The organism is Burkholderia sp. PvR073, assembly GCF_054055695.1.
In genome coordinates, this window is sequence record NZ_JBSRXO010000007.1 from 298,825 (window position 1) to 324,652 (window position 25,828).

The window sequence follows — 25,828 nt, forward strand, 5'->3', positions numbered from 1 at the left end:
CTCGCCCCGCTTTGCTAAAATCGTGATTTTAAACGAGTTGGCCCAATCCTTTCATGAGCATCATCGACAACAGGAAAGCGCACTTCGATTATCACATCGAGGAACGCTACGAGGCGGGGCTCGTGCTGGAGGGCTGGGAAGTCAAGGCGCTGCGCGCCGGGCGCGGCCAGATCAAGGAAGGCTACGTCGTGGTCAAGAACGCCGAGATCTTCCTGATCGGCACCCACATCAGCCCGCTGCCTGAAGCCTCGACGCACATCACGCCCGATCCGGTCCGCACGCGCAAGCTGCTGCTGCACCGCGAGGAAATCAAGAAACTGATCGGCAAGGTCGAGCAGCGCGGCTACACGCTCGTGCCGCTGAACTTCCACTACAAGGGCGGTCGCGTGAAATGCGACATCGCGCTCGCGAAGGGCAAGAAGCTGCACGATAAGCGCGAAACCGAGAAGAAGCGCGACTGGGAACGCGAAAAGGCCCGCATCATGCGCGCCGGTACCTGACCACCCGATCCGCATCGCAAACGACACGGCCCGCTCGAAGCGGGCCGTGTTGCTTTGTAGGGCGTGATTCGTGCGGGTGCCGATCGAGCGGCCGATCAGCGCCCCGAATGAAACCCTGCGCCGCCCGTCGCCATGCAAACGGGATCGCGATTGCGCCGTGCGACGATTCGCCGCAGGCGCGGCGCATGCCACGCCCGCCTGCGCCTGGAACCGCGCGTGCGCTCAGCCCTTCCCGCCCGCGGCCGGCGCCGCGTTCTTGACGATCGTGAGCGCCGACGCGATCGCGGTGCCGAGATCCGACAGGTTCGCCGGCACGATCAGCGTATTGCCCTGTTTCGCGAGGTTCGAGAACGCGCCGACATATTGTTCGGCGACCTTCAGGTTCACGGCATCCATCCCGCCCTGCGACTGGATCGCGTTCGCGATCTTCTGGATTGCCTGCGCGTTCGCCTCGGCCACCGCGAGAATCGCGGACGCCTCACCCTGCGCCCGGTTGATCGCGGCCTGCCGCTCGCCTTCGGACTTCTGGATCGCCGCCTCGCGCGCGCCCGACGCGAGGTTGATCTGCTCCTGCTTGCGGCCTTCGGATGCGGCGATCAGCGCGCGCTTTTCCCGCTCGGCGGTGATCTGCGCCTGCATCGCGTGCAGGATCTCCTTCGGCGGCGTCAGGTCCTTGATCTCATAGCGCAGCACTTTCACGCCCCAGTTCGCGGCGGCCTGGTCGAGCGCCGACACGATATTGTGGTTGATGAAGTCGCGCTCCTCGAAGGTCTTGTCGAGTTCGAGCTTGCCGACCACCGAGCGCAGCGTCGTCTGCGCGAGCTGCGTGATCGCGAGCACGAAGTTGCTCGACCCGTATGAGGCCTTCATCGGATCCGTGACCTGGAAGTACAGCACGCCGTCGACCTGCAGCTGCGTGTTGTCGCGCGTGATGCAGACCTGGCTCGGCACGTCGAGCGGAATTTCCTTCAGCACGTGCCGGTAGGCGACCCGGTCGATGAACGGCAGCACGATATTGAGACCGGGCGACAGCGTCGCGTGATAGCGCCCGAATCGTTCGAGCACCCACGCATGCTGCTGCGGCACGATCTTCACCGTCTTCGACACGATCACGATGGCGATGACGAGCAGGACGACCCAGATGATCAGCGAATCCATGAAGTATTCCCTCCTTGTTATATGCGTGGACGATCAGCGCGCGGGTTTCGCGACGACGACGAGGCTGTTGCCGCGCACGGCACTCACCTGATACACGTGCGCATCGTCACGCTCGCCGGTCGCGAGCTCGACGTCCCAGTCGGCGCCGCGATACTGCACGCGCGCGCGGCCGTCATGCCATACGTCGACCGTCACGGTCGAGCCAATATCGAGATTGACGTCCGGATTCGCCGACGTGTCGCGTTTCTGCTTGCGCCCAAGCCCCGAGCGACGCAGCACGATCATCGCGATGATCGCGACCGCGGCGGCGGCCCCTAACTGCACGTGCAGCGCGAAACCGGCGAGCTGCAGCAGCGCGCCCGCGAGAAAGCCGAGCGCGATCATCAGCAGATAAAACGTGCCGGTCAGCAATTCGGCGACGACCAGCACGCCGACTCCCACCCACCAGAACAGATGCCCCGACATCATTGTGGTCTCCCGAAAAACAGCCCTCACGCTCGCTATGTTCGCGGCTCGGTAAGTACAAACAAAAACACCCCGGTGCCTACCGGGGTGTTTATAGCATGAACCTTGCATTCTGCCTTCATCGAAAGAGCGGCGGGCCGCCCTTTCGTCGAAGCTGCATGACCGACCGTTACTTCCGGTTGGCAAGCGCCTGCCACGTATCGATGATCGTGTCCGGGTTCAGCGAGATCGACACGATGCCTTCGTCGGTCAGCCATTGCGCGAAGTCCGGGTGATCGGACGGGCCCTGGCCGCAGATGCCGACGTACTTGCCCATCCGGAGGCAGGTATCGATTGCACGCTTCAGCAGGAACTTGACGGCCGGGTCGCGCTCGTCGAAGTCGACGGCCAGCAGTTCCATGCCCGAGTCGCGATCGAGGCCGAGCGTGAGCTGCGTGAGGTCGTTCGAACCGATCGAGAAACCGTCGAAGTGTTCGAGGAACTCTTCGGCAAGAATCGCGTTGGTCGGGACTTCACACATCATCACGAGGCGCAGGCCGTTCTCGCCACGCTTCAGGCCGAACTTCTCGAGCAGGCCGACGACGCGCGCCGCCTGCTTCACGGTACGCACGAACGGCACCATGATCTCGACGTTGGTCAGGCCCATCTCGTCGCGCACGCGCTTCAGTGCACGGCATTCCATCTCGAACGCCTGCGCGAAGTCTTCCGCGATGTAGCGCGACGCGCCGCGGAAACCCAGCATCGGGTTTTCCTCGTCCGGCTCGTAGCGCGAACCGCCGATCAGCTTCTTGTACTCGTTCGACTTGAAGTCGGACAGACGCACGATCACGGGCTTCGGATAGAACGCCGCGGCGATCGTCGCGACGCCTTCCGTCAGCTTGTCGACGTAGAACTGGCGCGGCGACGCGTGACCACGCGCCACGCTCTCGACCGCCTTCTTCAGGTCCTGGTCGATGTTCGGGTACTCGAGGATCGCCTTCGGGTGCACGCCGATGTTGTTGTTGATGATGAACTCGAGACGCGCGAGGCCAACACCAGCGTTCGGCAGTTGCGAGAAGTCGAACGCGAGCTGCGGGTTGCCGACGTTCATCATGATCTTGACCGGGATTTCCGGCAGCTCACCGCGCTGCACTTCCGTGACTTCCGTCTCGAGCAGCCCGTCGTAGATCTTGCCTTCGTCGCCTTCCGCGCACGACACGGTGACGAGCGCGCCGTCCTTCAGCACGTCGGTCGCATCGCCGCAGCCGACGACTGCCGGCACGCCGAGCTCACGCGCGATGATCGCCGCGTGGCAGGTCCGGCCGCCACGGTTCGTGACGATCGCCGCCGCACGCTTCATCACCGGCTCCCAGTTCGGGTCGGTCATGTCCGCCACCAGCACGTCGCCCGGTTGCACGCGTTCCATTTCCGACGGATCCTGGATCACGCGCACGGGGCCCGCGCCGATCTTCTGGCCGATCGCGCGGCCCGTCGCCAGCACCTGCGACTGGCCCTTCAGCTTGAAGCGCTGCTCGGCCTTGCCGCTCGCCTGGCTCTTCACCGTTTCCGGACGTGCCTGCAGGATGAAGATCTTGCCGTCGCGGCCGTCCTTGCCCCACTCGATGTCCATCGGACGCTGGTAGTGCTTCTCGATGATGACCGCGTACTTCGCGAGCTCGATCACGTCTTCGTCGGTGATCGAGTAGCGGTTGCGCTGCTCGTGCGACACGTCGACCGTCTTCACGCGGCCCGGCTCACCCGGCTGCGTGAATTCCATCTTGATCAGCTTCGAGCCGATCGAGCGGCGGATGATCGGGTACTTGTCCTGCGCGAGCGTCGTCTTGAACACGTAGAACTCGTCCGGGTTCACGGCGCCCTGCACGACGGTTTCGCCCAGGCCGTAGCTCGACGTGATGAACACGGCGTCCTTGAAGCCCGATTCGGTGTCGATCGTGAACATCACGCCGGCCGCGCCGACGTCCGAGCGGACCATGCGCTGCACGCCGGCCGACAGTGCGACCTCGGCGTGCGTGAAGCCCTTGTGCACGCGATACGAGATCGCGCGGTCGTTGTAGAGCGACGCGAACACGTGCTTCATGCGATCGAGGACGTCCTCGATGCCGACGACGTTCAGATACGACTCCTGCTGACCGGCGAACGAGGCGTCGGGCAGGTCTTCCGCGGTCGCGGACGAACGCACGGCGAACGACAGCTCGGCCGGCGAGCCGCTCTTCAGGATTTCGAACTGGGCGCGAATTTCCTCTTCGAGACGTGCCTGCATCGGCGCATCGACGATCCATTTGCGGATTTCGGCACCGGCTTCGGCGAGCGCCTTCACGTCGTCGATGTCGAGCGACTCGAGACGCTTGGCGATGCGATCGGTCAGATCGTTGTGCTTGAGGAAATCACGGAAGGCGAGCGCGGTCGTGGCGAAACCGGTGGGTACGCGAACGCCTGCTTCGGAAAGCTGGCTGATCATCTCGCCGAGCGACGCATTCTTGCCGCCCACGATTTCCACATCGGTCATCCGCAACTGCTCGAACGGGATTACATACGCCTGGTCCTTTGCGACGTTTGCTGCGTTAGTCATACAAGCCCCTAAGTGTGAAAAAAATGCTCGATTGCGCAAGTGGGCTCGGACGCGGGCGCCTGCAAAAAGGCGCGGCGCGTCTTGCGCAACCTGTTGGAGAAACAATCGCAGCGGCGAAAAATCTTTCGACCCGATTTGCAAAAATCCCGGCAGAAGGGCGATATATTCAGACAAATCGCCGAACTTGCCGGGAATTTTTGAATCGAGCGGCCAAGCCTGGGGCGCCGTTCGTATCCTGCCCCCGCAATTGCTTATCCAACAGGTTGCCGCTATTCTACCGTGCCGGCTGCCGGATGTGGCGCGACCTTGTCACCGCGTCTGGAGGCGAACCTCCAGCCGCCCGCGCAACCGCCCTTCACGCTCGACGCCCAGATTCATGCTGCCTACCGTTTTCATCGTCTCCGACGGCACCGGGATCACTGCCGAAACCTTCGCGCATTCGATCCTCTCCCAGTTCGACCAGAAATTCCGCCTCGTGCGCCTACCGTTCGTCGACTCGCTCGATAAAGCCTATGCGACCGTCGAGAAGATCAACGACGCCGCGGTGCACGACGGCCGCCGCGCGATCGTCTTCACGACGCTCGTCGACAGCGAGTCGAACGACATCGTCAAGCGCTCGAACGCGCTCGTGCTGGACATGTTCCAGCGCTTCGTCGAGCCGCTCGAGCAGGAACTGGAGCTGAAGTCGAGCCACGCGATGGGTCGCGGCCACCAGAACGCCGATACCGAGGAATACAAGACGCGGATCGAGGCGATCAACTTCTCGCTCGCGCACGACGACGGCCAGTCGAACCGCAACCTGTCCGAAGCCGACGTGATCCTGGTCGGCGTGTCGCGCAGCGGCAAGACGCCGACGAGCCTGTATCTCGCGATGCAGTACGGCGTGAAAGCGGCCAACTATCCGCTGATTCCGGAAGACTTCGAGCGCGGCAAGCTGCCGTCGGCGCTGTCGCCGCATCGCGACAAGCTGTTCGGGCTGTCCATCGACCCGCAGCGCCTGTCGGAGATCCGCAACGAGCGCCGCCCCGGCAGCAAGTACGCGGCGCCGGAGAACTGCCGCTACGAGATCAACGAGGCCGAGGCGATGATGCGCCGCGAAGGGATCAAGTGGCTGTCGTCGACGCACAAGTCGATCGAGGAAATCGCGACGACGATCCTGCAGGAAATCCGTCTCGACCGGCAGTCGTACTGACGACTGGCGCGCCGGCCGCCGTCAGGCCGCCGCCAACAGCAAAAAGGCCGCTTACGCGGCCTTTTTTTCGTGATGCGGGATACGCGCGGGCAACGCCGTGCGTCACGTCGTCATGTCATGCGCGCCGCTGCTGCCGCACCTGCTCGAACAGGCACACCGCCGCCGCGGCCGCGACATTCAGCGACTCCATTCCACCGGGCTGCGGGATCGTCACGCGATGCGTGGCCGCGTCGCGCCAGAACGCCGACACGCCGGCGCCCTCGTTGCCGAACACCCACGCGACGGGCCCGGCCAGGTCGCAGTCGTAGACCGCTTGCGCGCCGTGCGAATCCGTCAGCGCGACCGGCACATCGAGCCGCCCGGCGAGCGCGTCCGGCTCGACATCCTCGTGGATCGACAGCAGGAAGTGCGCGCCCATCCCCGAACGCAGCACCTTCGACGACCACGCATAGGCGGTGCCCGGCGCGCAGAACACGTGCCGCACGCCGGCCGCCGCCGCGCTGCGCAGGATCGAGCCGACGTTGCCGGCATCCTGCACGCCGTCGAGCACGACCGACGTATGCGTGACGCGCTCGGGCAGCGGCTGCGTGGGCCGATCGACGAGCAGCAGGAAACCCACGCCGCTGACCACGTTCGACAACTGGCCGAACAGCGCGTCGGGCAGCGTGACGACCCGCTGCGCGTCGATGCGCGCGATGATCGCCTGCGCTTCGGCGTGCGCGAGCGCGCCTTCGGTCGCGACGCACAGCTCCGGTGTCGCGCCCGTATCGAGATACGCGCCGGCGAGATGGAAACCTTCGAGCAGCGCCTGGCCGCCGCGCCGCTGGTGGGACGTCGAGCCCGCGAGCGCCTTCAGGCGTTTGTACAGCGGGTTGTCGCGGGATGTAATGCTCTTCATCAGGGGCCTGTTCCCGCTAATCACGGGCTTGCGAACGTGCGTTGCCGGCTGTCCCCCAAGGGGAGTGCCTTCGGGCGCGTGCAAGAAGCACGGCGCGCCGTCGGGCCGCGCCGAACCAGCGACGCGCGACGTCGCAATGCGGCCGGCAACGCCCGTTCACGAAACTAAAAAATCCCTTTCCGGCGGGAGCCGCCGGAAAGGCCGATCGTGGCGTCATGCTCGTTGCGAATACGCCAGCGCCGCTTCCGCTTCCTTGCGCTCGGCCCTTCTGGCGGCCGGCGCAAGCCCGTTCTCAGCGGGAACCGGCCATCAGGTCGAATGCCTCGCGCACGGGGGCGAACGAGCGCCGATGCGCTTCGCACGGGCCGTGCTCGCGCAGCGCGGCAAGGTGTTTCGGGGTGCCGTAACCCGCATGCACGTTGAAGCCGTACACCGGGAAGCGTTCATGCAGATCGACGAGCATGCGGTCGCGCGTGACCTTCGCGAGAATCGACGCGGCCGAGATGCTCGGCACGAGCGCGTCGCCGCTGACGATCGCCTCGGCACGCACCATCAGCGTCGGACAGCGGTTGCCGTCGATCTGGGCAAGCGTCGGCAGCACCGACAGGCCCTCGACGGCCCGCTTCATCGCCAGCATCGTCGCGTGCAGGATGTTCAGCGTGTCGATTTCGTCGACGCTGGCCGACGCGACGCAATACGCGCTCGAGCGCGCGACGATCAAGTCGTACAACGCGTCGCGCTTCTTCGCGGACAGCGCCTTCGAATCGTCGAGCCCGTCGATCGGCCGCGCGGGATCGAGGATCACCGCGGCGGCCACGACCGGCCCCGCGAGCGGGCCGCGGCCCGCTTCGTCGACGCCGCAGACGATCTCGTCGGGCCGACTGAAGTCGAACCCGCCCTGCAGGTCGGCCGACGCGCGGCGGCGTGGTGCACGGGCGGCCGTCATGCGCGCCCCCTGCGCTGCTCGAGTACGCGCACAACGGCTTCGGCGGCCTTCGCGGCCGTGTTCTGCCGCAGCGAAAGATGCATTTCGGTAAAGACTTCGGTCAGCGTGCGGCGGTTCGCGTCGTCGCGCAGCTGCGTGAGCGTCGCATCGGCGAGCGCCTCGGGCGTCGCGAAATGCTGCAGCAACTCGGGCACGACGAAGCGCCCCGCCAGGATGTTCGGCAAGCCGACGTACGGCAGATAACCCTGCCGGCGCATGATCTGCCCGGTCAGCCAGGGCACCTTGTACGAGATCACCATCGGCTTCTTCAGCAGCGCGGCTTCCAGCGTGACGGTGCCGCTCTTCACGAGGATCGCGTCGGCGGCCGTCATCGCGACCTGCGAGCGGCCGTCGGTGATCGTCAGCGCGAGTTGCGGATGCGCGTCGACGAGCGGCTGCAGCAGTTCGCGCAGCGCAGGCGTCGCCGCCGGCATCACGAACCGCACGCCGGGCTCACGCTGCTGCATCAGCGCCATCGCCGCGAAGAACGTCGGGCCGATCAGCCCGATCTCCGAGCGCCGGCTGCCCGGCAGCACCGCGATCACCGGGCCGTCTGCCGGCAGGCCGAGCGCGATGCGCGCGCCGTGCGTGTCGGGCTCGAGCGGAATCTCGTCGGCGAGCGGATGACCGACATACGTCGATGCAACGCCCGCCTTGTCGAGGATCGCCGGTTCGAACGGGAACAGGCACAGCATGTGGTCGACGGACTTCGCGACCTTCTTGATCCGCCCACCGCGCCACGCCCAGATCGACGGGCACACGAAGTGGATCGACGGGATGCCCGCATCGCGCGCGGCCTGCTCCACGTTGAAATTGAAGTCCGGCGCGTCGACGCCGATGAACGCGTCGGGCCGCTCCGCGAGCAGCTGGCGCTTCAACTCGCCGCGAATCCGCAGGATCTCGGGAATCTGGCCCAGCGCCTCGACGTAGCCGCGCACCGTGAGCTTGTCCATCTGCCAGTGCGAGTCGAAGCCGTGCGCGAGCATCCGCTGCCCGCCGATCCCGTAGTATCGGGTCGACGCGGGCAGTCGCTCTTGAAGCCCGCCGAGCAGCGACGCCGCGAGCAGATCGCCCGACGGCTCGCCGGCCACCATCGCGAGCCGGAGCTGATTGGTCGGGAGCGACATCGCTTAGCGGATGATGCCGCGTTGGGACGCGTCGATGAACTCGACGAACGCGGTGACCGCTGCGTCGCCTTCGCCGCCCGCGACCGCCAGCTCGCGCAACTGCACCTTCGCTTCCTCGAGCGACAGGCCGTTCTTGTACAGCAGGCGGTACGCGCTGCGCAGCGCCGAGATCGCGTCGGGCGAGAAACCGCGCCGGCGCAGGCCTTCGACGTTGATGCCGTGCGGCTCGGCCTTGTTGCCGGCGGCGATCACGAACGGCGGCACGTCCTGCACGAGCGCCGACGCGCCACCCAGCATCGAATGCGCGCCGATGCGCACGAACTGGTGCACGCCCGACATCCCGCCGATGATCGCGTAGTCGCCGATCTCGACGTGACCGGCCATCTGCGCGTTGCTCGACAGGATCACGTTGCTGCCGACGCGGCAGTCATGACCGATGTGCACATAGGCCATGATCCAGTTGTCGTCGCCGAGCGTCGTCACGCCGACATCCTGCACGGTGCCGGTGTGGATCGTCGTGAATTCGCGGATCGTGTTGCGGTTGCCGATCACGAGCTTCGTCGGCTCGTCCTTGTACTTCATGTCCTGCGGACGGCCGCCGACCGACGCGTAATGGCCGATTCGGTTGTCCTCGCCGAGCGTCGTGTGACCTTCGATCACGCTGTGGGAGCCGATCGTCGTACGCGCGCCGATCGTGACGTGCGGCCCGACGATCGCATACGGCCCGATCTCGACGGACTCGTCGATCTGCGCGCCCGGTTCGACAATCGCGGTGGGATGAATCCTGGTCATGCGCCGTTGCCTCTCGATATGATGTGTCGCGTTGCTCGCGTTACGATACCCATGCGTGCCGCGTCGCTCAGGGCGCCGCGTCGGCCGTCTTGACCGTGCACATCAGTTCGGCTTCCGCCGCCACCTTGCCGTCCACTTCCGCCACCGCCTTGAACTTCCAGATGCCGCGGATGTAACGTTCGAACGTCACGTTCAGAATCAGTTGGTCGCCCGGTTCGACCACGCGCTTGAAGCGCGCACCGTCGATGCCGACGAAGTAGTACAGCGTGTTTTCCGGATCCTTCGGCTGCTCTTCCGCGAACGTCAGCAGCGCGGCTGCCTGAGCGAGCGCCTCGAGGATCAGCACACCCGGCATCACCGGCCGCTTCGGGAAGTGTCCCTGGAAGAACGGCTCGTTGATCGACACGTTCTTCAGCGCTTTGATCCCCTTGTGCGGCTCGAGTTCGAGCACGCGATCGACGAGCAGAATCGGGTAGCGGTGCGGCAGCAGCGTGAGGATCTTGTGGATGTCGAGATTGATTTTTTCAGTGCTCATGATGGTTCGTCTCACGCAGAGGCTGCGCGGTGGTGATGCAAAGGCTGAAGCGGGCCGCCGCGCGGCCCAGTCTGGCAAACCGGGCCGGTAGCGCTGGCCGTGCCCGGTTGCTGGTCTCGCATGGCGTCGGTCAGGCGTCCGTGCCGCCCTGGGCGGCCAGCGCGGTTTCGAGCGCCTTGATGCGCTCGCGCAGCTTGTCGAGGTTGCGCACGAGCGCGGCGCTCCGGTTCCATTCGCCGTGGTCGACGGCCGGGAATGCGCTCGTGTAGATGCCGGCCTTCGGCAGCGACTTCGACACGCCCGATTTCGCGGTGATGATGACATAGTCGCCGAGCGTCACGTGGCCGGCGATGCCCGCCGCGCCGCCGATCATGCAGTGGCGGCCGATCGTCGTGCTGCCGGCGATGCCCGCACTGCCCGCGATCACCGTATAGGCGCCGATCCGGCAGTTGTGGCCGATCTGGACCTGATTGTCGATCTTCACGCATTCCTCGATGACGGTGTCCGCCATCGCGCCGCGATCGATCGTCGTGTTCGCACCGATCTCGACATCCGGGCCGACCGTCACGCCGCCGACCTGCGGGATCTTGACCCAGCTGCCGGTGCGCGCATCGCCGTCGCCGACGAAATCCGGCGCGAAGCCGAACCCGTCGGAACCGATCACGGCACCCGAATGGATGATCGCGCGCGGGCCGATCTTGCAGCCGTGGTACACCGATGCGTTCGGATACAGGTGCGAACCCGCGCCGATCGTCGTACCGCGGCCGACGAACACGTTCGCGTCGAGCTGCACGCCGTCCTCGATCACCGCGCCGGCCTCGACCGTCACGTGCGGACCGATCACCGCGCTCGCGGCAACCTGTGCGGCCGGATCGATCGTCGCGCTCGGATGCACGCCGGGCGCGCGCGGCGGCGTGGCGAGATCGATGAACATCTGCGCGACGCGCGCGAAGTACGCGTACGGATTCGGCGTCACAATGAAATTACGGGGGACGGCCATCCCGGGGCCGGCCGGCTGACCGTCAGTGGCCGCGCGCAGCTTTTCGAGATCCTTCGGCGCGATCAGCACCGCGCCGGCGCGAGTCGTCTCGACCTGCGACAGGTACTTCGGATTCGCGAGAAATGCGAGTTGCTGAGGGCCTGCCTGGTCGAGCGGCGCGAGGCCGCCCACCTTGCACTGGGCGTCGCCGGCGATCTCGCCGCCGAACCGCTTTACGAGTTCCTCGAGCGTCAATGCCATTCGTCGTCTGCTCCGTTCAGTTCGTCGAGCCGGACGCGAGCGCCTTGAGCACCTTGTCGGTGATGTCGATGCGCGGACTGACGTACACGGCTTCCTGCACGATCAGGTCGTAATTCTGCTGCTCGGCGATCTGCTTGATGACCTTGTTCGCGCGCTCCAGCACCGCCGCGAGTTCCTCGTTGCGGCGTTGGTTCAGGTCCTCGCGAAACTCGCGCTGCTTGCGCTGGAAGTCGGTGTCGAGCTGCGCGAGATCGCGCTGCTTTTGCGCACGATCGGCCGCCGACAGCGACGCTCCGTTCTTGTCCAGCGAGTCGGACATCGACTTCAGGCGCGCCGCGAGGTCCTGCAGTTCCTTGTCGCGCTTCGCGAACTCGGCTTCGAGCTTCGTCTGCGCCACCTTGGCGGGCGCCGACTCGCGCAGGATCCGATCCGAATTGACCGCCGCGATGCGGGCGACGTCCTGAGCATGCGCCGTCGCCGCGCCCAAGGCCAGCGCAACGGTCAGCGCACACATCACTCGTTTCGAAAACTTACCGGTTAGCAAAATTACCCTCTCGTTGCTGTTGTCATGCGTTCGATCAGAACGCCGTCCCGATCTGGAACTGGAATTTCTGGTACTGGTCGCCTTCATGCTTCTGCAGCGGGAAGCCGAGGCTCAGCTTCAGCGGGCCGATCGGCGAGATCCACGCGAGACCCACACCGTAGCCGTAACGCAGGCCGTTCGCGCCGGTACTCGTGCCGCCCGGCGCGTTGCCCCACACGTTACCGCCGTCGAGGAACGTGAACACGCGCAGCGTACGGTCGTAGCCGGTGCCCGGCAGCGGGAACGTCAATTCGATGTTGCCGACGAGCATCTTCGAACCGCCGATCGGGTCGTTCGTCTTCGTGTCGCGCGGGCCCAGCGAGCTCGGCTCGTAGCCACGCACGGAGCCGATACCGCCCGCGTAGTAGTTCTTGAAGATCGGGTACGGGTTGCCGATACCGTTACCGTAGCCGCCTTGCAGGTTCATGCCCAGGATGAAGCCGCGCGAGAACGAATAGTAGTACTGCGCCTGCAGGTCAGCCTTGTAGTACTGGATCTTGCCGACCGGCACACCGTACTCGACGTTCGCCTGCGTGAAGTAGCCGCGGCTCGGGATCAGCGCGCTGTCACGCGCATCGCGCGACCACGCGACGGTCAGCGGCACCGTGTTCGACACGCGGCCGAACTGGTTCACGTAATCCTGGTAGCTCTGCGGCGTGTTCGAATCGACATCGAGACGGTTCTGCTCGAAGCCCGCGCCGAAGTAGACGGTGTCGACTTCCGAGAACGGAATGCCGAACTTCAGGTTGCCGCCCGCGCTGATGATCCGGAAGCTCGAGCTCGTCGAATAGTAGAGCGGCTGGTACGTGCGGTAGTAGACGTCCGTGATCCGCTTGATGCCGTCGACCGTGAAGTACGGGTCGACCTGCGTGACGGTCAGCGTGCGGTAGCTCTTCGCGGTGTTGACGTTCACCGACAGGCTCGTGCCCGAGCCGAACACGTTGTCCTGCGACACGCCCGCCGACAGCACCACCTTGTCCGTCGACGAGAAGCCCGCGCCCAGCGTGATCGCGCCGGTCGGCTTTTCATCGACCTTCACGGTCACGTCGACCTGGTCGTTCGTGCCTTCGACCGGCACCGTCGTCACGTCGACGTTGGTGAAGTAGCCGAGACGGTTCACGCGATCCTTCGACAGCGCGAGGCGGTTCGAATCGAACCACGAGCTTTCGAGCTGGCGCATTTCGCGGCGCACGACTTCGTCGCGCGTACGCGTGTTGCCGACCACGTTGATGCGGCGCACGTACACGCGGCGGCTCGGATCGACGACGAGGTTCAGGTTCACCTTGTGGTTCGCCTGGTCGATGTCCGGCTGCGCGTTGACGGTCGCGAATGCATAGCCGTATTCGCCGAGCTTGTCGACGATCGACTTCGTCGTTTGCTGCAGCTTTTCGGCCGAGAAGCGATCGCCCGGCTTGATCTTGATCAGCTTGGTCAGTTCGGCTTCGCGATCGAGCAGGTTGCCCGACAGCTTGATGCCCGACACCGTGTACGGCTCGCCTTCGTGCAGCGTGACCGTCAGGTACATGTCCTTCTTGTCGGGCGAGATCGACACCTGGGTCGACTCGATGTTGAACTCGAGGTAGCCGCGGTTCAGGTAGTACGAGCGCACGGCCTCGAGGTCGCCCGTCAGCTTTTCCTTCGAGTACAGGTCGTTCTTCGTGTACCAGGAGAACCAGTTCGGCGTGGACAACTGCATCTCGTCGCGCAGCTTGCTGGTGCTGAACGCCTTGTTGCCGATGAAGTTGATCTGGCGGATCTTCGCGCTCGGGCCTTCGGCGACCGCGAACAGGATCGACACGCGGTTCGCGTCGACCGGCGTGACCGTCGTCTTGACCTCGGCTGCGTAGAAGCCGCGCGTCAGGTACTGACGCTTGAGCTCCTGCTCCGCCTTGTCGACGAGCGCCTTGTCGTAGTAGCGGCCGTCGGCCAGACCCACCGCGCGCAGCGCCTTCGTCAGGTTGTCCTTGTCGAATTCCTTCGTGCCGGTGAAGTCGATCGACGCAATGGCCGGACGCTCCTGCACCTGCACGATCACGACGTTGCCCTGGGTGGCGATGCGCACGTCGTTGAAGAAGCCCGTCGCGTACAGCGCGCGGATTGCTTCGGATGCCTTGTCGTCGGTGAAGGTATCGCCCTGCTTGATCGGCAGGTAGGCAAACACCGAACCCGCTTCGACGCGCTGCAACCCCTCGATCTTGATGTCTTGCACCACGAACGGTGCCGCTGCATGCGCCGCGAGGCCGTGCGCGGCGAGCGCGGCCGCTGCAACTGTCTTAGGTACAAAGCGATGAGGTTTGAACAACGTGCATCCCCAATATTTAGCTGCATCAAATCAGGCGGCGGCCGACTGGCCGCCGCCTGACGCTTCAGAAATGGATTAACCGAGCCAGGTCGTTGAACAGCGCGATCGCCGACAATGCGACGATGCAGATCAACCCGGCTCTTTGCAGAATCAGCTGCCAGCGCTCCGAAACGGCTTTCCCGGTCGCGGCTTCAACCAGATAATATAACAGATGCCCCCCGTCCAAAACGGGAATCGGCAGCAAGTTCAACACCCCGAGGCTAATGCTGACAAGGGCGAGGAACGACAGGAAGGCCGACGGACCGAGCCGCGCGCTCTTGCCCGCGTAGTCCGCAATCGTCACCGGACCGGACAGGTTCTTCAGCGACGCGTTGCCCGTGATCATGCGCCCGAACATCTTCAGCGAATAAACGGCGATGTCCCACGTGCGGTGCGCGCCGAGCTGCAGGCTCTCGATCGGCCCGTAGCGCACGTCGACCGACGGCGTATGCATCGACAGCGCTGCGCCGATGCGGCCAACCTGCTGCCCCGTCTCGTCGTCGCGCTGCGCCTGCGGCACGATCGACACCGTCTGTGTGGCGCCGCCCCGCTCGACCCGCAGATCGACCGCCTGGCCCGCGTGGTGCTTCACCGCGTCGATGAAGCGCGAGGCGCCGCCGATGGGCTTGCCGTCGAGCGCGAGCAGCTTGTCGCCGGCCTTCAGGCCAGCGTGCTCGGCCGCGCTGCCGGGCTGCACCGACGCCACCGACAACGTGCCACCGCCGGTCTCGAAGCCCAGGTGCATCATGAAATCGTCGTCCAGCGCGCTTTCGGGAACGTTGCGCAGGTCGACGCGGAAATCGAACGTCGATGCGCCGCCGTCGCGCGCGCCGAGCACGACCTCGCGATGATCGAACGCGGCGGCCAGCAGCTTCCAGCGCAAATCCGACCACGAACGCACCGGCACGGCCTCGCCGCCCTGCGCGTCGCCTGCGTGCACGTCACGAATCGACACGATCGTCTCGTTGCCGTCGAAGCCCGCGCGAGCCGCCACCGTGCCGGCGGCCGGCGGCGCGAGCACCGCGGCCGGCTCGGTCACGCCGGTTGCGAATACGACGGAAAACAGGACGATTGCCAACAGGAAGTTCGCGATCGGGCCGGCGGCGACGATCGCGATGCGCTTGAACACCGATTGCCGGTTGAACGCCTGGTCGAGCTCCTCGGGCTTGATGCCCGGCCCCGGCTCGCGCTCGTCGAGCATCTTCACGTAACCGCCGAGCGGCAGTGCGGACAGCGTCCACTCGGTGCCCGTCCTGCGGCTGACCCAGCGCGCGACGGGCTGGCCGAAACCGATCGAGAAACGCAGCACCTTCACGCCGCACCAGCGCGCGACGCGATAATGTCCGTACTCATGCACGACGACCAGCACCCCGATCGCCACCGCAAACGCGATCAGTTCGACCAGCACGTTCATGAGCACCTCATTCAGACAGTACGCTCCACGCGTGGCGCAGGCGCTTTCGCAATGATCTCGGCGGCGAGGCGGCGTGCCTCGGCATCCGCCGCAAGGACGTCGTCGAGCCCGTTCGGGCTGCGGTTCGGCAGCGCGTTGAGCACTGCGTCGACCGTGGCCGCGATCGCCATGAAGCCGATCCGGCGCTCGAGAAACGCTTCGACCGCAATTTCGTTCGCCGCGTTCAACGCGGCGCTCGCGATACCGCCCTCCTCAAGCGCCTTCAGCGCGAGCGCGAGGCACGGGAACCGCGTGTAATCGGGTTTCTCGAACGACAGCTGCGCGATCTGCGCGAGGTCGAGCTGGTCGACGCCCGCGTCGACGCGCTCCGGGAACGCCAGCGCGTGCGCGATCGGCGTGCGCATGTCGGGGTTGCCGAGCTGGGCGAGCACCGAGCCGTCGCGGTACGACACGAGCGAATGGATCACGCTCTGCGGGTGGATCAGCACGTCGATCCGGTCGCCCGGCAGACCGAAGATCCAGTGCGCCTCGATCACCTCGAGGCCCTTGTTCATCATCGTCGCGGAATCGACCGAAATCTTGCGGCCCATCACCCAGTTCGGGTGCTTGCAGGCTTCGTCCGGCGTCACGTCGGCGAGCGTGGCCGGCTCGCGCGTGCGGAACGGGCCGCCCGACGCGGTCAGGATGATCTTCGAGATCCCGCCGTGCTCGTTCTCGTCGCGCGGCATGCACTGGAAGATCGCGTTGTGTTCGCTGTCGACCGGCAACAGGATCGCGCCATGGTCGCGCACGGCGTCCATGAAGATCGCGCCAGACATCACGAGCGATTCCTTGTTCGCAAGCAGGATGCGCTTGCCGGCGCGCGCGGCCGCAAGGCTCGGCGCAAGGCCGGCCGCGCCGACGATCGCCGCGACGACCGTGTCGCAGCCGTCGCTCTTCGACACGTCGACGAGCGCCTGCGGCCCGTACAGCACCACGGTCGTGCTGCCCGCCGCGCGCAGTTTTGCCTCGACGTGCGCCGCCGTGTTCGCATCGCCGACCACCGCGACTTCGGGCGCGAAGCGCAGGCACTGCTCGACGAGCTTGTCGCCGTTGCGGTGCGCGGTCAACGCATAGACCGAGAAACGCTCGGGATGGCGGGCGACCACGTCGAGCGTGCTGTCTCCGATCGAGCCCGTGGAACCGAGCAGTGTCAGACGTTTTTGCATAACAGAAATAGTGGTTTAACCAAGCAGCAGCATTGCGAGCGGCAGCACGGGCAGCAGCGCGTCGACGCGGTCGAGCACGCCGCCGTGCCCGGGCAGCAGGCCGCTGGAATCCTTCACGCCCGCCTGACGCTTGAGCAGCGACTCGAACAGGTCGCCGATCACGCTGTAGGCGACCAGCAGCGTCAACGCGGCCCACGCGCCGGGCATCCCGTAGCGCGCCGCGAATGCGGAAAACAGGGTCGGCTCAAACCAGTGCGCAGCCATCGCGACACCCGCGACGACCATCACGGCGAACCAGCCGCCGATCGCACCTTCCCAGCTCTTCCCGGGACTGATCGTAATGGCCAGTTTACGCTTTCCGAAGGCTTTGCCCGCGAAGTATGCACCGATATCGGCCAGCCAGACGACCAGAAGCAGCGACAGCACGAACGGAACGCCCTCGGCACGCGCCGCGACGAGCGCATGCCAGCAGGCCGCGAACACGACGAGCCCGGCCGCGAGCAGGAACGCCCGCCACACGCCGCCCGCGAGTTCCGGCTTGCGTCGCAGCGAGAACGGGCCGACCAGCAGCCAGAACACGCCGGCTGCCATGAAAAGGGGACGGGACGAAGCCGCACCGACGCCGAGCGGCGCGGTCGCCGCGAGCGCGGCCGCCGCGACGATCGCGTAGACGACGGAGCCGACCGCGCCGAGCTTCAGCAGGCGCGCCCATTCCCACGCGGCGAACACGAGCACGACGCCGATCAGCGCGCCGAACGCGGCGAGCGGCGCAAACAGCGTCACCGGCAGCAACACTGCCAGCATCACGACCGCCGTGATCACACGGGTCTTCAGCATGAAAGGGAATCGGCGTTCTGCGATTGCGGTTCGAGCTGCGCGCTGGTGCGCCCGAAACGGCGCTCGCGCTCGGTATACGACGCGATCGCGTCGGCCAGCGCCGCGCCGTCGAAGTCCGGCCAGTATTTGTCGGTGAAATAGAATTCCGCGTACGCGAGCTGCCACAGCAGGAAATTGCTGACGCGCTGCTCGCCGCCGGTGCGGATGAAGAGATCGGGCTCCGGCGCATAGGCCATTGCCAGGTGCGGCGCGAACGCGTCTTCGGTCACGTCGACCTCGCGACCCTCGCGCACGGCCTGCTCGACGAGCTTCTTCGTCGCCTGCAGGATGTCCCAGCGGCCGCCGTAGTTCGCGGCGATCGTCAGGGTCAGGCGGGTGTTGCGCGCCGTCTTGGTTTCGGCGCGGCGGATCAGTTCGCGGATGCGCGGCTCGAAGCGTTCGAGATCGCCGACCACCCGCAGGCGGATCCCGTTCGCATGCAGCTTGCCGATCTCGCGCTCGAGCGCGGTGATGAACAGCCGCATCAGGAACGACACTTCGTCGTTCGGCCGGCGCCAGTTTTCCGAACTGAACGCGAACAGCGTCAGGTATTCGACGCCGGCGCGCGCGCAGCCTTCGACCACCGCCCGCACGGCATCCACGCCGCGGGTGTGCCCCGCGACGCGCGGCAGGCGGCGTTCGGTCGCCCAACGGCCGTTGCCGTCCATGATGATCGCGATATGACGCGGCACGGCGCCGACGTCAGGCACGCGAACAGTAGAGCTTGTATAGGTCATGGCCGTTGAGACAGTAATGCGGAAAGAAGGCGGCGCGCGAGGACGGTCGTCAGACCGTCATGATCTCGGCTTCCTTGCTCTGCACGAGCTTGTCGACTTCGGCAACGTGCTTGTCCGTCAGCTTCTGCACGTCGTCGCTCGCACGGCGCTCGTCGTCTTCCGAGATTTCCTTGTCCTTCACGAGCTTCTTGAGCGCTTCGTTCGCGTCGCGGCGCAGGTTGCGGATCGCGACCTTGGCCGTTTCGCCTTCGCTCTTGACCACCTTGGTCAGCTCGCGGCGGCGCTCTTCCGTCAGCGCCGGCATCGGCACGCGGATCAGGTCGCCGGCCGTCGCCGGGTTCAGGCCGAGATCGGCTTCGCGGATGGCCTTCTCGACCTTCGCGACCATGTTCTTTTCCCACGGCTGCACACCGATCGTGCGTGCGTCGACGAGCGTCAGGTTCGCAACCTGCGAGATCGGCACCATCGAACCGTAGTAGTCGACCTGCACGTGATCGAGCAGACCGGTATGCGCACGGCCCGTGCGGATCTTCGCCAGATCGTTCTTGAACGCTTCGATCGAGCGCTGCATCTTCTGCTCTACGCCCTTCTTGACATCAGCGACACTCATTTCAACCTCCAAACCTTCAACCTTCAAAGAACGCGGGCCCCGCCCGGCGCGCGACGCACCACGGCCGGCGACCCACGCCGCTTGCCCGCATCCGCGGGAGTTTACACGTGGACGAGCGTACCTTCGTCCTCGCCCAGCACGATACGCTTGAGCGCGCCCGGCTTGTTGATCGAAAACACGCGAATCGGCAGCTTCTGGTCGCGGCACAGCGCGAAGGCCGTCGCGTCCATCACCTGCAGATTCCGGCTGATCGCCTCGTCGAAGCTGATCGTCGCGTAGCGCGTGGCCGACGGATCCTTCTTCGGATCGGCAGAATATACGCCATCGACCTTGGTCGCCTTCAGCACGACCTCGGCGCCCACTTCCGAACCGCGCAGCGCGGCGGCCGTGTCCGTCGTGAAGAACGGGTTGCCCGTGCCGGCCGCGAAGATCACGACCTTGCCTTCCTCGAGCTGACGGATCGCGCGGGGCCGGATGTACGGCTCGACGACCTGGTCCATGCGCAGCGCGGATTGCACGCGTGCGACGATGCCGGCGTGGCGCATCGCGTCCTGCAGCGCCAGCGCGTTCATCATCGTCGCCAGCATCCCCATGTAGTCGGCCGTCGCGCGGTCCATGCCGGCCGCACCGCCCGCGACACCGCGGAAAATGTTACCGCCGCCGATCACGACCGCAAGCTGCGTACCGAGACCCACGACTTCGGCAATGTCCGCCACCATCCGTTCGATCGTCGCGCGATTGATGCCGAAGGCATCGTCGCCCATCAGCGCTTCGCCGGAGAGTTTGAGGAGGACGCGTTTATAGGCATTGGACATAGGGGCTTCCGAGCGACGAGAGGATGACAACCACGAACTGTAGGGGCGAAATACTGATTCGGGCAAGCGCCGACGGTCGGACCGGGGTTCCCGGCCGGCCGACGGCGCCGCCGACCGCGGCGGAGCGGACGCCCGCCGCGGATACTGCCTGACTGCTTACTGCTGCTTTGCTGCTGCGACTTGCGCGGCCACTTCGGCGGCGAAGTCGTCCTGGCGCTTCTCGATGCCTTCGCCGACGACGAACAGCGCGAACTTCTGCACCGTGGAGTCCGCTGCCTTCAGCATCTGCTCGATCGTCTGCTTGTCGTTCTTCACGAACGTCTGGTTGAGCAGCGACACTTCCTTCAGGTACTTCTGGACGCTGCCGTCGACCATCTTCGCGACGATTTCAGCCGGCTTGCCCGATTCCGCAGCCTTCTGCTCGGCCACGCGGCGTTCCGTGTCGATCAGTTCCGCCGGCACGTCGGCCGACGACAGCGCGACCGGCTTCATCGCGGCGATGTGCATCGCGACGTCCTTGCCGACCTGCTCGTCCGCACCCGTGTACTCGACGATCACGCCGATACGCGCGCCGTGCAGGTACGTCGCGATCTTGTTCGCGGTTTCGAAGCGCACGAAACGGCGGATCGAGACGTTCTCGCCGATCTTGCCAATCAGTGCCAGGCGCACTGCGTCGACCGTCGAGCCTTCGAGCGGCAGCGCCGACAGCGCGGCCACGTCGGCCGGGTTCTGCGTCGCGACGAGTTCCGCAACCGTCTTCGAGAATGCGAGGAAGTCGTCGTTCTTCGCGACGAAGTCGGTTTCGCAGTTCAGTTCGACCAGCGCGCCTGCATTGCCGCCGACGAACGATGCGACGACGCCTTCGGCCGTCACGCGCGATGCCGCCTTGCTCGCCTTGTTGCCGAGCTTGACGCGCAGCAGCTCTTCAGCCTTGGCCAGGTCGCCGTCGGCTTCCGTCAGCGCCTTCTTGCACTCCATCATCGGTGCGTCGGTCTTTGCGCGCAGTTCTGCCACCATGCTTGCGGTAATTGCCGCCATCATTCGCTCCTTGAGTCTGTATTCACAACGCCGCCCGCTTGGACGCGAACGGCCGAAAATCGTTTCCGGACCCGCGCCGATTCAGCGCGATCAGGTCCGGCGCACAAGCTTAAAAAAAGGGGGCCTGTTGAGAGCCCCCTTTTTGCGCCGGCTCGGGGCCAGTTACGCGTTTTCCTCGACGTACTCGTCGTCGCCGCGCGCTGCCTGGACCACTTCGTTGACCGCGTTCGCACGGCCTTCGAGGATCGCGTCGGCCACGCCTTCAGCGTACAGCGCGACTGCCTTGCTCGAGTCGTCGTTGCCCGGGATCACGTAATCCACACCTTCCGGCGAGTGGTTCGTGTCGACCACGGCGATGACCGGCACGCCCAGCTTGTTCGCTTCCGTGACGGCGATCTTGTGGTAGCCGACGTCGACGACGAAGATCGCGTCCGGAATGCCGCCCATGTCCTTCACGCCGCCGATCGACTTTTGCAGCTTGGCGATTTCGCGTTCGAACAGCAGCGCTTCCTTCTTGCTCATCTTCTCGGTTTCGCCCGATTCGACGGCCGCTTCCATGTCCTTCAGGCGCTTGATCGAAACCTTCAGCGTCTTGAAGTTGGTCATCATGCCGCCGAGCCAGCGTGCGTTGACGTACGGCATGCCTGCGCGCTGCGCTTCCTGGGCGATCGTGTCACGCGATTGACGCTTCGTGCCGACGAACAGGATCGTGCCGCGGTTTGCTGCCAGCTGGCGCACGTACTTCTGTGCGTCCGTGAACATCGGCAGCGTCTTTTCGAGGTTGATGATGTGAATCTTGTTGCGGTGACCGAAAATGAACGGAGCCATCTTCGGGTTCCAGAAGCGCGTCTGGTGACCGAAGTGGACACCCGCTTCCAGCATTTGGCGCATCGTAACTGCCATGTAAATTCTCCACGAGGGTTGGGTCTTAAGCCGGCTGCCGTACCGCCGCGCGAACGCGCCCCGAAGGACCTTCGTTCCGCGCGGCCGGCACCCTTGGTTGCGCCGGCTTGCGATTCGGCACGTGCGAAAATGCGCGTGCCACAAGCCTTTCATCGCCATGCCGCCCCAAAATGAGGCATGTTCGGCATTTGGATGTCGACTTAGCCAAAGAGTATAGCACGCCGATTTGTCGGCTCTCAAGTCGCCCGCCACTTTCGCTTGCCGCGCGGCAGCCGGCCGGACAATCCCCGAAAACCCGCATCGGCACCGCCGGCAGGGGCTGCGAGGCCAGCCATAAGGTGCGATAATCCGTCAATTCACCGCATTCCAGGCATACCTCGATGGCTATTACGCTCAAAAACGAACACGACATCGCCGAGATGCGCGTCGCCTGCCGTCTCGCGAGCGAAGTGCTCGACTTCATCACGCCGCACGTCGTCGCGGGTGTCACGACCGCCGAACTCGACCGGCTCTGTCACGAATTCATGCTCAACGAGCAGGGCACGATCCCCGCGCCGCTGAATTATCAGCCGCCCGGCTACCCGCCGTACCCGAAGGCCACCTGCATCTCGGTCAACGACGTGATCTGTCACGGCATTCCGGGCGAGAAGGTAATCAAGAACGGCGACGCGCTGAACATCGACGTCACCGTGATCAAGAACGGCTACTTCGGCGACACCAGCCGGATGTTCATCGTCGGCGAGGGCTCGATCCTCGCGAAGCGCCTCGTGCAGACCACCTACGAGTGCATGTGGCTCGGCATCGACCAGGTCAAGCCCGGCGCGCACCTCGGCGACATCGGCTACGCGATCCAGAAGCACGCGGAAGCGCAGGGCTACAGCGTCGTGCGCGAATACTGCGGCCACGGCATCGGCACGGTGTTCCACGAAGATCCGCAGGTCGTCCACTACGGCCGTCCGGGCACCGGCATCGAGCTGAAGGCCGGGATGATCTTCACGATCGAGCCGATGATCAACGCCGGCAAGCGCGACATCCGCACGATGCCCGACCAGTGGACGGTCAAGACGCGCGACCGCAGCCTGTCCGCGCAATGGGAGCACACCGTGCTCGTCACCGAGACGGGCTACGAGGTGCTGACCGTGTCGGCCGGCACGCCGGCACGCCCGGTGTTCGCGCAACCGGCCGCCGCGGTCTGAGCGCCGTCGCGCCCGCCCTGCCCACCTTGCCCGCCCTCGACCTGAACGGCCACCCATGAGCGCTCACGCCGCCCCCTCGCCCGAAGCGCTGTCGCGGCGCGCCGAATTCAAGGCCGCCAAGGTCGACATGCTCGAGCGCTTTCGCAGCGCGGCGAACGTCGCGTCGCTGATGCACGCGCTGTCGAAACTCACCGACGATGCGCTCAAGCGCGTGTGGGACGAGTGCGGAGTACCCGCGACGCTCGCGCTCGTCGCCGTGGGTGGCTACGGACGCGGCGAGCTCGCGCCCTACTCCGACGTCGACATCCTCGTGCTGCTGCCCGACGCGCACGACCCGGCGCTCGACGCCCGCATCGAGCGCTTCATCGGGATGGCGTGGGATCTCGGCCTCGAGATCGGCAGCAGCGTGCGCACGGTCGCGCAATGCATCGAGGAAGCGTCGCAGGACGTCACCGTGCAGACCTCGCTGCTCGAGGCGCGCCGCATCGTCGGCAGCACCGCGCTGTTCGAGCGCTTCACCGTGCGGTATCACGAGGCGCTCGACGCCCGCGCGTTCTTCACCGCGAAGGTGCTCGAGATGCGCCAGCGCCACGCGAAGTTCCAGGACACGCCGTACAGCCTCGAGCCGAACGTGAAGGAAAGCCCCGGCGGGCTGCGCGACCTGCAGACGATCCTGTGGATCGCGCGCGCGGCCGGCTTCGGCAGCAGCTGGCGCGAGCTCGACACACGCGGGCTCATCACCGAGCGCGAGGCGCGTGAGCTGCGCCGCAACGAAGGATTCCTGAAGACGCTGCGCGCGCGGCTGCACGTGATCGCCGGCCGCCGCCAGGACATGCTCGTGTTCGACCTGCAGACGCAGGCCGCCGAGAGCTTCGGCTACCGGCCGACGCAGGCCAAGCGCGCGAGCGAGCAGCTGATGCGCCGCTACTACTGGGCCGCGAAGGCGGTCACGCAGCTCGCGACGATCCTGATCCAGAACATCGAGGCGCAGCTGTTCCCCGCGACGAGCGGCATCACGCGCGTGCTGTCGCCCGATCGTTTCGTCGAGAAGCAGGGCATGCTCGAGATCGTCGACGACGGCGTGTTCGAACGCCATCCCGACGCGATCCTCGAAGCCTTCCTGCTGTACGAGGTGACCCGCGGCGTGAAGGGCCTGTCCGCCCGCACGCTGCGCGCGCTGTACAACTCGCGCGAGATCATGAACAACACGTGGCGGCGCGATCCGCAGAACCGCCGCACGTTCATGCAGATCCTGCAGCAGCCCGAGGGCATCACGCATGCATTCCGGCTGATGAACCAGACGAGCGTGCTCGGCCGCTACCTGCTGAATTTCCGCCGCATCGTCGGCCAGATGCAGCACGACCTGTACCACGTGTATACGGTCGACCAGCACATCCTGATGGTGTTGCGCAACCTCCGCCGCTTCGCGGTAGCCGAGCATGCGCACGAATACCCGTTCTGCAGCCAGCTGATCGGCAATTTCGAGCGCCCGTGGGTGCTGTATGTCGCCGCGCTGTTCCACGACATCGCGAAAGGCCGCGGCGGCGACCATTCGACGCTCGGGATGGCCGACGCGCGGCGCTTCTGCCGCGAGCACGGAATCACCGGCGACGACGCGGCGCTGATCGTGTGGCTCGTCCAGCATCACCTGACGATGAGCCAGGTCGCGCAGAAGCAGGACACGAGCGACCCCGAGGTCATCAAGCGCTTCGCGGAAGTCGTCGGCAACGAACGCTACCTCACCGCGCTCTACCTGCTGACCGTCGCCGATATCCGCGGCACGAGCCCGAAGGTGTGGAACACGTGGAAGGGCAAGCTGCTCGAGGACCTGTACCGCATCACGCTCGCGGTGCTCGGCGGCGCCAACCCCGACGCGCATTCGGAACTGAAGTCGCGCCAGGAGCAGGCGCTCGCGCTGCTGCGCCTCGAGACCGTGCCCGACGACGCGCACCGTGCGTTGTGGGATCAGCTCGACGTCGGCTTCTTCCTGCGTCACGACGCGGCCGACATCGCATGGCAGACGCGCGTGCTGTACCGGCACGTGAACGCCGAGACGGCGATCGTCCGCGCGCGGCCGTCGCCGATCGGCGACGCGCTGCAGGTGCTCGTGTACGTGAAGGACCGCCCCGACCTGTTCGCGGGCATCTGCGCGTACTTCGACCGCAACGGACTGTCGGTGCTCGATGCGCGCGTCAGCACCACGCGGCACGGCTATGCGCTCGACAATTTCATCGTCACGCAGACCGAACGCGACGTGCGCTATCGCGACATCGCGAATCTCGTCGAACAGCAGCTCGCGACGCGCCTTGCCGAGACCGCGCCGCTGCCGGAGCCGTCCAAGGGCCGCCTGTCGCGGCTGTCCCGGACGTTTCCGATCACGCCGCGCGTCGACCTCCGGGCCGACGAGCGCGGCCAGTACTACATCCTGTCCGTGTCCGCCAACGACCGGCCGGGCCTTCTCTATTCGATCGCGCGCGTACTGGCCGAGCATCAGGTCGGCGTCCACGCGGCGCGGATCAATACGCTCGGCGAACGCGTCGAGGACATCTTCCTGCTCGATGGTGCCGGCCTGTCCGACAACCGCCTGCAGATCCAGCTCGAAACCGAATTGCTGCGCGCGATCGCAGTCTGAATGAATCCCAGCGT

General features: G+C 65.6%; 23 protein-coding genes. 4 read left to right on the plus strand and 19 right to left on the minus strand.

Annotated features, from left to right (window positions below; translation table 11 throughout):
- Positions 1-53: 53 nt before the first annotated feature.
- Positions 54-500: an SsrA-binding protein SmpB gene (gene smpB / locus ACVK00_RS22220; protein WP_006758548.1), complete on the plus strand. Its 447-nt coding sequence runs from the start codon at positions 54-56 to the stop codon at positions 498-500.
- A 222-nt stretch (positions 501-722) separates the two neighbouring features.
- On the opposite strand, the gene ACVK00_RS22225 is transcribed toward smpB, so the two are convergent.
- The 3 genes from ACVK00_RS22225 to ppsA all read right to left on the minus strand — a co-directional run bounded on the left by ACVK00_RS22225 (position 723) and on the right by ppsA (position 4,692).
- A complete protein-coding gene (locus tag ACVK00_RS22225) occupies positions 723-1,658 on the minus strand; it encodes an SPFH domain-containing protein (protein ID WP_228904650.1) in 936 nt (311 codons plus the stop codon).
- 33 nt (positions 1,659-1,691) lie between these two features.
- Positions 1,692-2,126, minus strand: a complete 435-nt coding sequence (locus ACVK00_RS22230; protein ID WP_284889907.1) for an NfeD family protein — start codon at positions 2,124-2,126, stop codon at positions 1,692-1,694.
- Between the two features lie 166 nt (positions 2,127-2,292).
- Positions 2,293-4,692, minus strand: coding sequence for a phosphoenolpyruvate synthase (ppsA, locus tag ACVK00_RS22235; RefSeq protein WP_228904652.1), 2,400 nt, complete (start codon positions 4,690-4,692; stop codon positions 2,293-2,295).
- A 376-nt stretch (positions 4,693-5,068) separates the two neighbouring features.
- On the opposite strand from ppsA, the gene ppsR reads away from it, so the two are divergent.
- On the plus strand, positions 5,069-5,884 hold the full coding sequence (ppsR, locus tag ACVK00_RS22240; protein WP_228904653.1) for a posphoenolpyruvate synthetase regulatory kinase/phosphorylase PpsR: 816 nt from the start codon (positions 5,069-5,071) through the stop codon (positions 5,882-5,884).
- A gap of 115 nt (positions 5,885-5,999) precedes the next feature.
- Here the strand turns inward: ppsR and ACVK00_RS22245 are convergent, their stop codons facing one another.
- From ACVK00_RS22245 to rpsB, 16 genes are all read right to left on the minus strand, one after another.
- Complete coding sequence (locus ACVK00_RS22245; RefSeq protein ID WP_284889905.1) at positions 6,000-6,782, minus strand: TrmH family RNA methyltransferase; 783 nt, start codon at positions 6,780-6,782, stop codon at positions 6,000-6,002.
- A gap of 292 nt (positions 6,783-7,074) precedes the next feature.
- Entirely contained in the window at positions 7,075-7,728 is a 654-nt protein-coding gene (gene rnhB / locus ACVK00_RS22250) for a ribonuclease HII (RefSeq protein WP_284889903.1), read from the minus strand.
- Positions 7,725-8,894 carry a lipid-A-disaccharide synthase gene (gene lpxB / locus ACVK00_RS22255; RefSeq protein WP_284889902.1) on the minus strand — a complete coding sequence of 390 codons (1,170 nt, stop codon included), beginning with the start codon at positions 8,892-8,894 and terminating at the stop codon, positions 7,725-7,727. Before lpxB ends, rnhB begins: the two co-directional genes overlap by 4 nt.
- A gap of 3 nt (positions 8,895-8,897) precedes the next feature.
- Positions 8,898-9,686: an acyl-ACP--UDP-N-acetylglucosamine O-acyltransferase gene (gene lpxA, locus ACVK00_RS22260; RefSeq protein ID WP_166724710.1), complete on the minus strand. Its 789-nt coding sequence runs from the start codon at positions 9,684-9,686 to the stop codon at positions 8,898-8,900.
- Between the two features lie 67 nt (positions 9,687-9,753).
- Entirely contained in the window at positions 9,754-10,221 is a 468-nt protein-coding gene (gene fabZ, locus ACVK00_RS22265) for a 3-hydroxyacyl-ACP dehydratase FabZ (protein ID WP_006495559.1), read from the minus strand.
- 130 nt (positions 10,222-10,351) lie between these two features.
- Entirely contained in the window at positions 10,352-11,461 is a 1,110-nt protein-coding gene (lpxD, locus tag ACVK00_RS22270) for a UDP-3-O-(3-hydroxymyristoyl)glucosamine N-acyltransferase (protein ID WP_354122987.1), read from the minus strand.
- Positions 11,462-11,477: 16 nt separating this feature from the next.
- A complete protein-coding gene (locus tag ACVK00_RS22275) occupies positions 11,478-11,975 on the minus strand; it encodes an OmpH family outer membrane protein (protein ID WP_041489826.1) in 498 nt (165 codons plus the stop codon).
- Between the two features lie 64 nt (positions 11,976-12,039).
- On the minus strand, positions 12,040-14,346 hold the full coding sequence (gene bamA / locus ACVK00_RS22280) for an outer membrane protein assembly factor BamA (RefSeq protein WP_006752157.1): 2,307 nt from the start codon (positions 14,344-14,346) through the stop codon (positions 12,040-12,042).
- A gap of 64 nt (positions 14,347-14,410) precedes the next feature.
- Positions 14,411-15,799, minus strand: coding sequence for an RIP metalloprotease RseP (rseP, locus tag ACVK00_RS22285; protein WP_228904660.1), 1,389 nt, complete (start codon positions 15,797-15,799; stop codon positions 14,411-14,413).
- Positions 15,800-15,810: 11 nt separating this feature from the next.
- Complete coding sequence (locus tag ACVK00_RS22290; RefSeq protein ID WP_228904669.1) at positions 15,811-17,007, minus strand: 1-deoxy-D-xylulose-5-phosphate reductoisomerase; 1,197 nt, start codon at positions 17,005-17,007, stop codon at positions 15,811-15,813.
- 15 nt (positions 17,008-17,022) lie between these two features.
- Entirely contained in the window at positions 17,023-17,844 is an 822-nt protein-coding gene (locus ACVK00_RS22295; RefSeq protein ID WP_284889741.1) for a phosphatidate cytidylyltransferase, read from the minus strand.
- Positions 17,838-18,620, minus strand: coding sequence for a polyprenyl diphosphate synthase (gene uppS / locus ACVK00_RS22300; protein ID WP_006758563.1), 783 nt, complete (start codon positions 18,618-18,620; stop codon positions 17,838-17,840). The genes ACVK00_RS22295 and uppS overlap by 7 nt, the downstream gene beginning before the upstream one ends.
- Before the next feature lie 49 nt (positions 18,621-18,669).
- Positions 18,670-19,230 carry a ribosome recycling factor gene (gene frr / locus ACVK00_RS22305; protein ID WP_006752152.1) on the minus strand — a complete coding sequence of 187 codons (561 nt, stop codon included), beginning with the start codon at positions 19,228-19,230 and terminating at the stop codon, positions 18,670-18,672.
- Between the two features lie 101 nt (positions 19,231-19,331).
- Positions 19,332-20,045 (minus strand): UMP kinase, encoded by a 714-nt coding sequence (gene pyrH, locus ACVK00_RS22310; protein WP_006752151.1) that lies wholly within the window; start codon positions 20,043-20,045, stop codon positions 19,332-19,334.
- Positions 20,046-20,201: 156 nt separating this feature from the next.
- A complete protein-coding gene (gene tsf, locus ACVK00_RS22315) occupies positions 20,202-21,083 on the minus strand; it encodes a translation elongation factor Ts (RefSeq protein ID WP_228904673.1) in 882 nt (293 codons plus the stop codon).
- A gap of 162 nt (positions 21,084-21,245) precedes the next feature.
- Positions 21,246-21,986 carry a 30S ribosomal protein S2 gene (rpsB, locus tag ACVK00_RS22320; protein ID WP_011352461.1) on the minus strand — a complete coding sequence of 247 codons (741 nt, stop codon included), beginning with the start codon at positions 21,984-21,986 and terminating at the stop codon, positions 21,246-21,248.
- Positions 21,987-22,366: 380 nt separating this feature from the next.
- On the opposite strand from rpsB, the gene map reads away from it, so the two are divergent.
- Positions 22,367-23,182 carry a type I methionyl aminopeptidase gene (map, locus tag ACVK00_RS22325; RefSeq protein ID WP_006752148.1) on the plus strand — a complete coding sequence of 272 codons (816 nt, stop codon included), beginning with the start codon at positions 22,367-22,369 and terminating at the stop codon, positions 23,180-23,182.
- Positions 23,183-23,237: 55 nt separating this feature from the next.
- Complete coding sequence (locus ACVK00_RS22330; RefSeq protein WP_212085710.1) at positions 23,238-25,814, plus strand: [protein-PII] uridylyltransferase; 2,577 nt, start codon at positions 23,238-23,240, stop codon at positions 25,812-25,814.
- Positions 25,815-25,828: the final 14 nt, after the last annotated feature.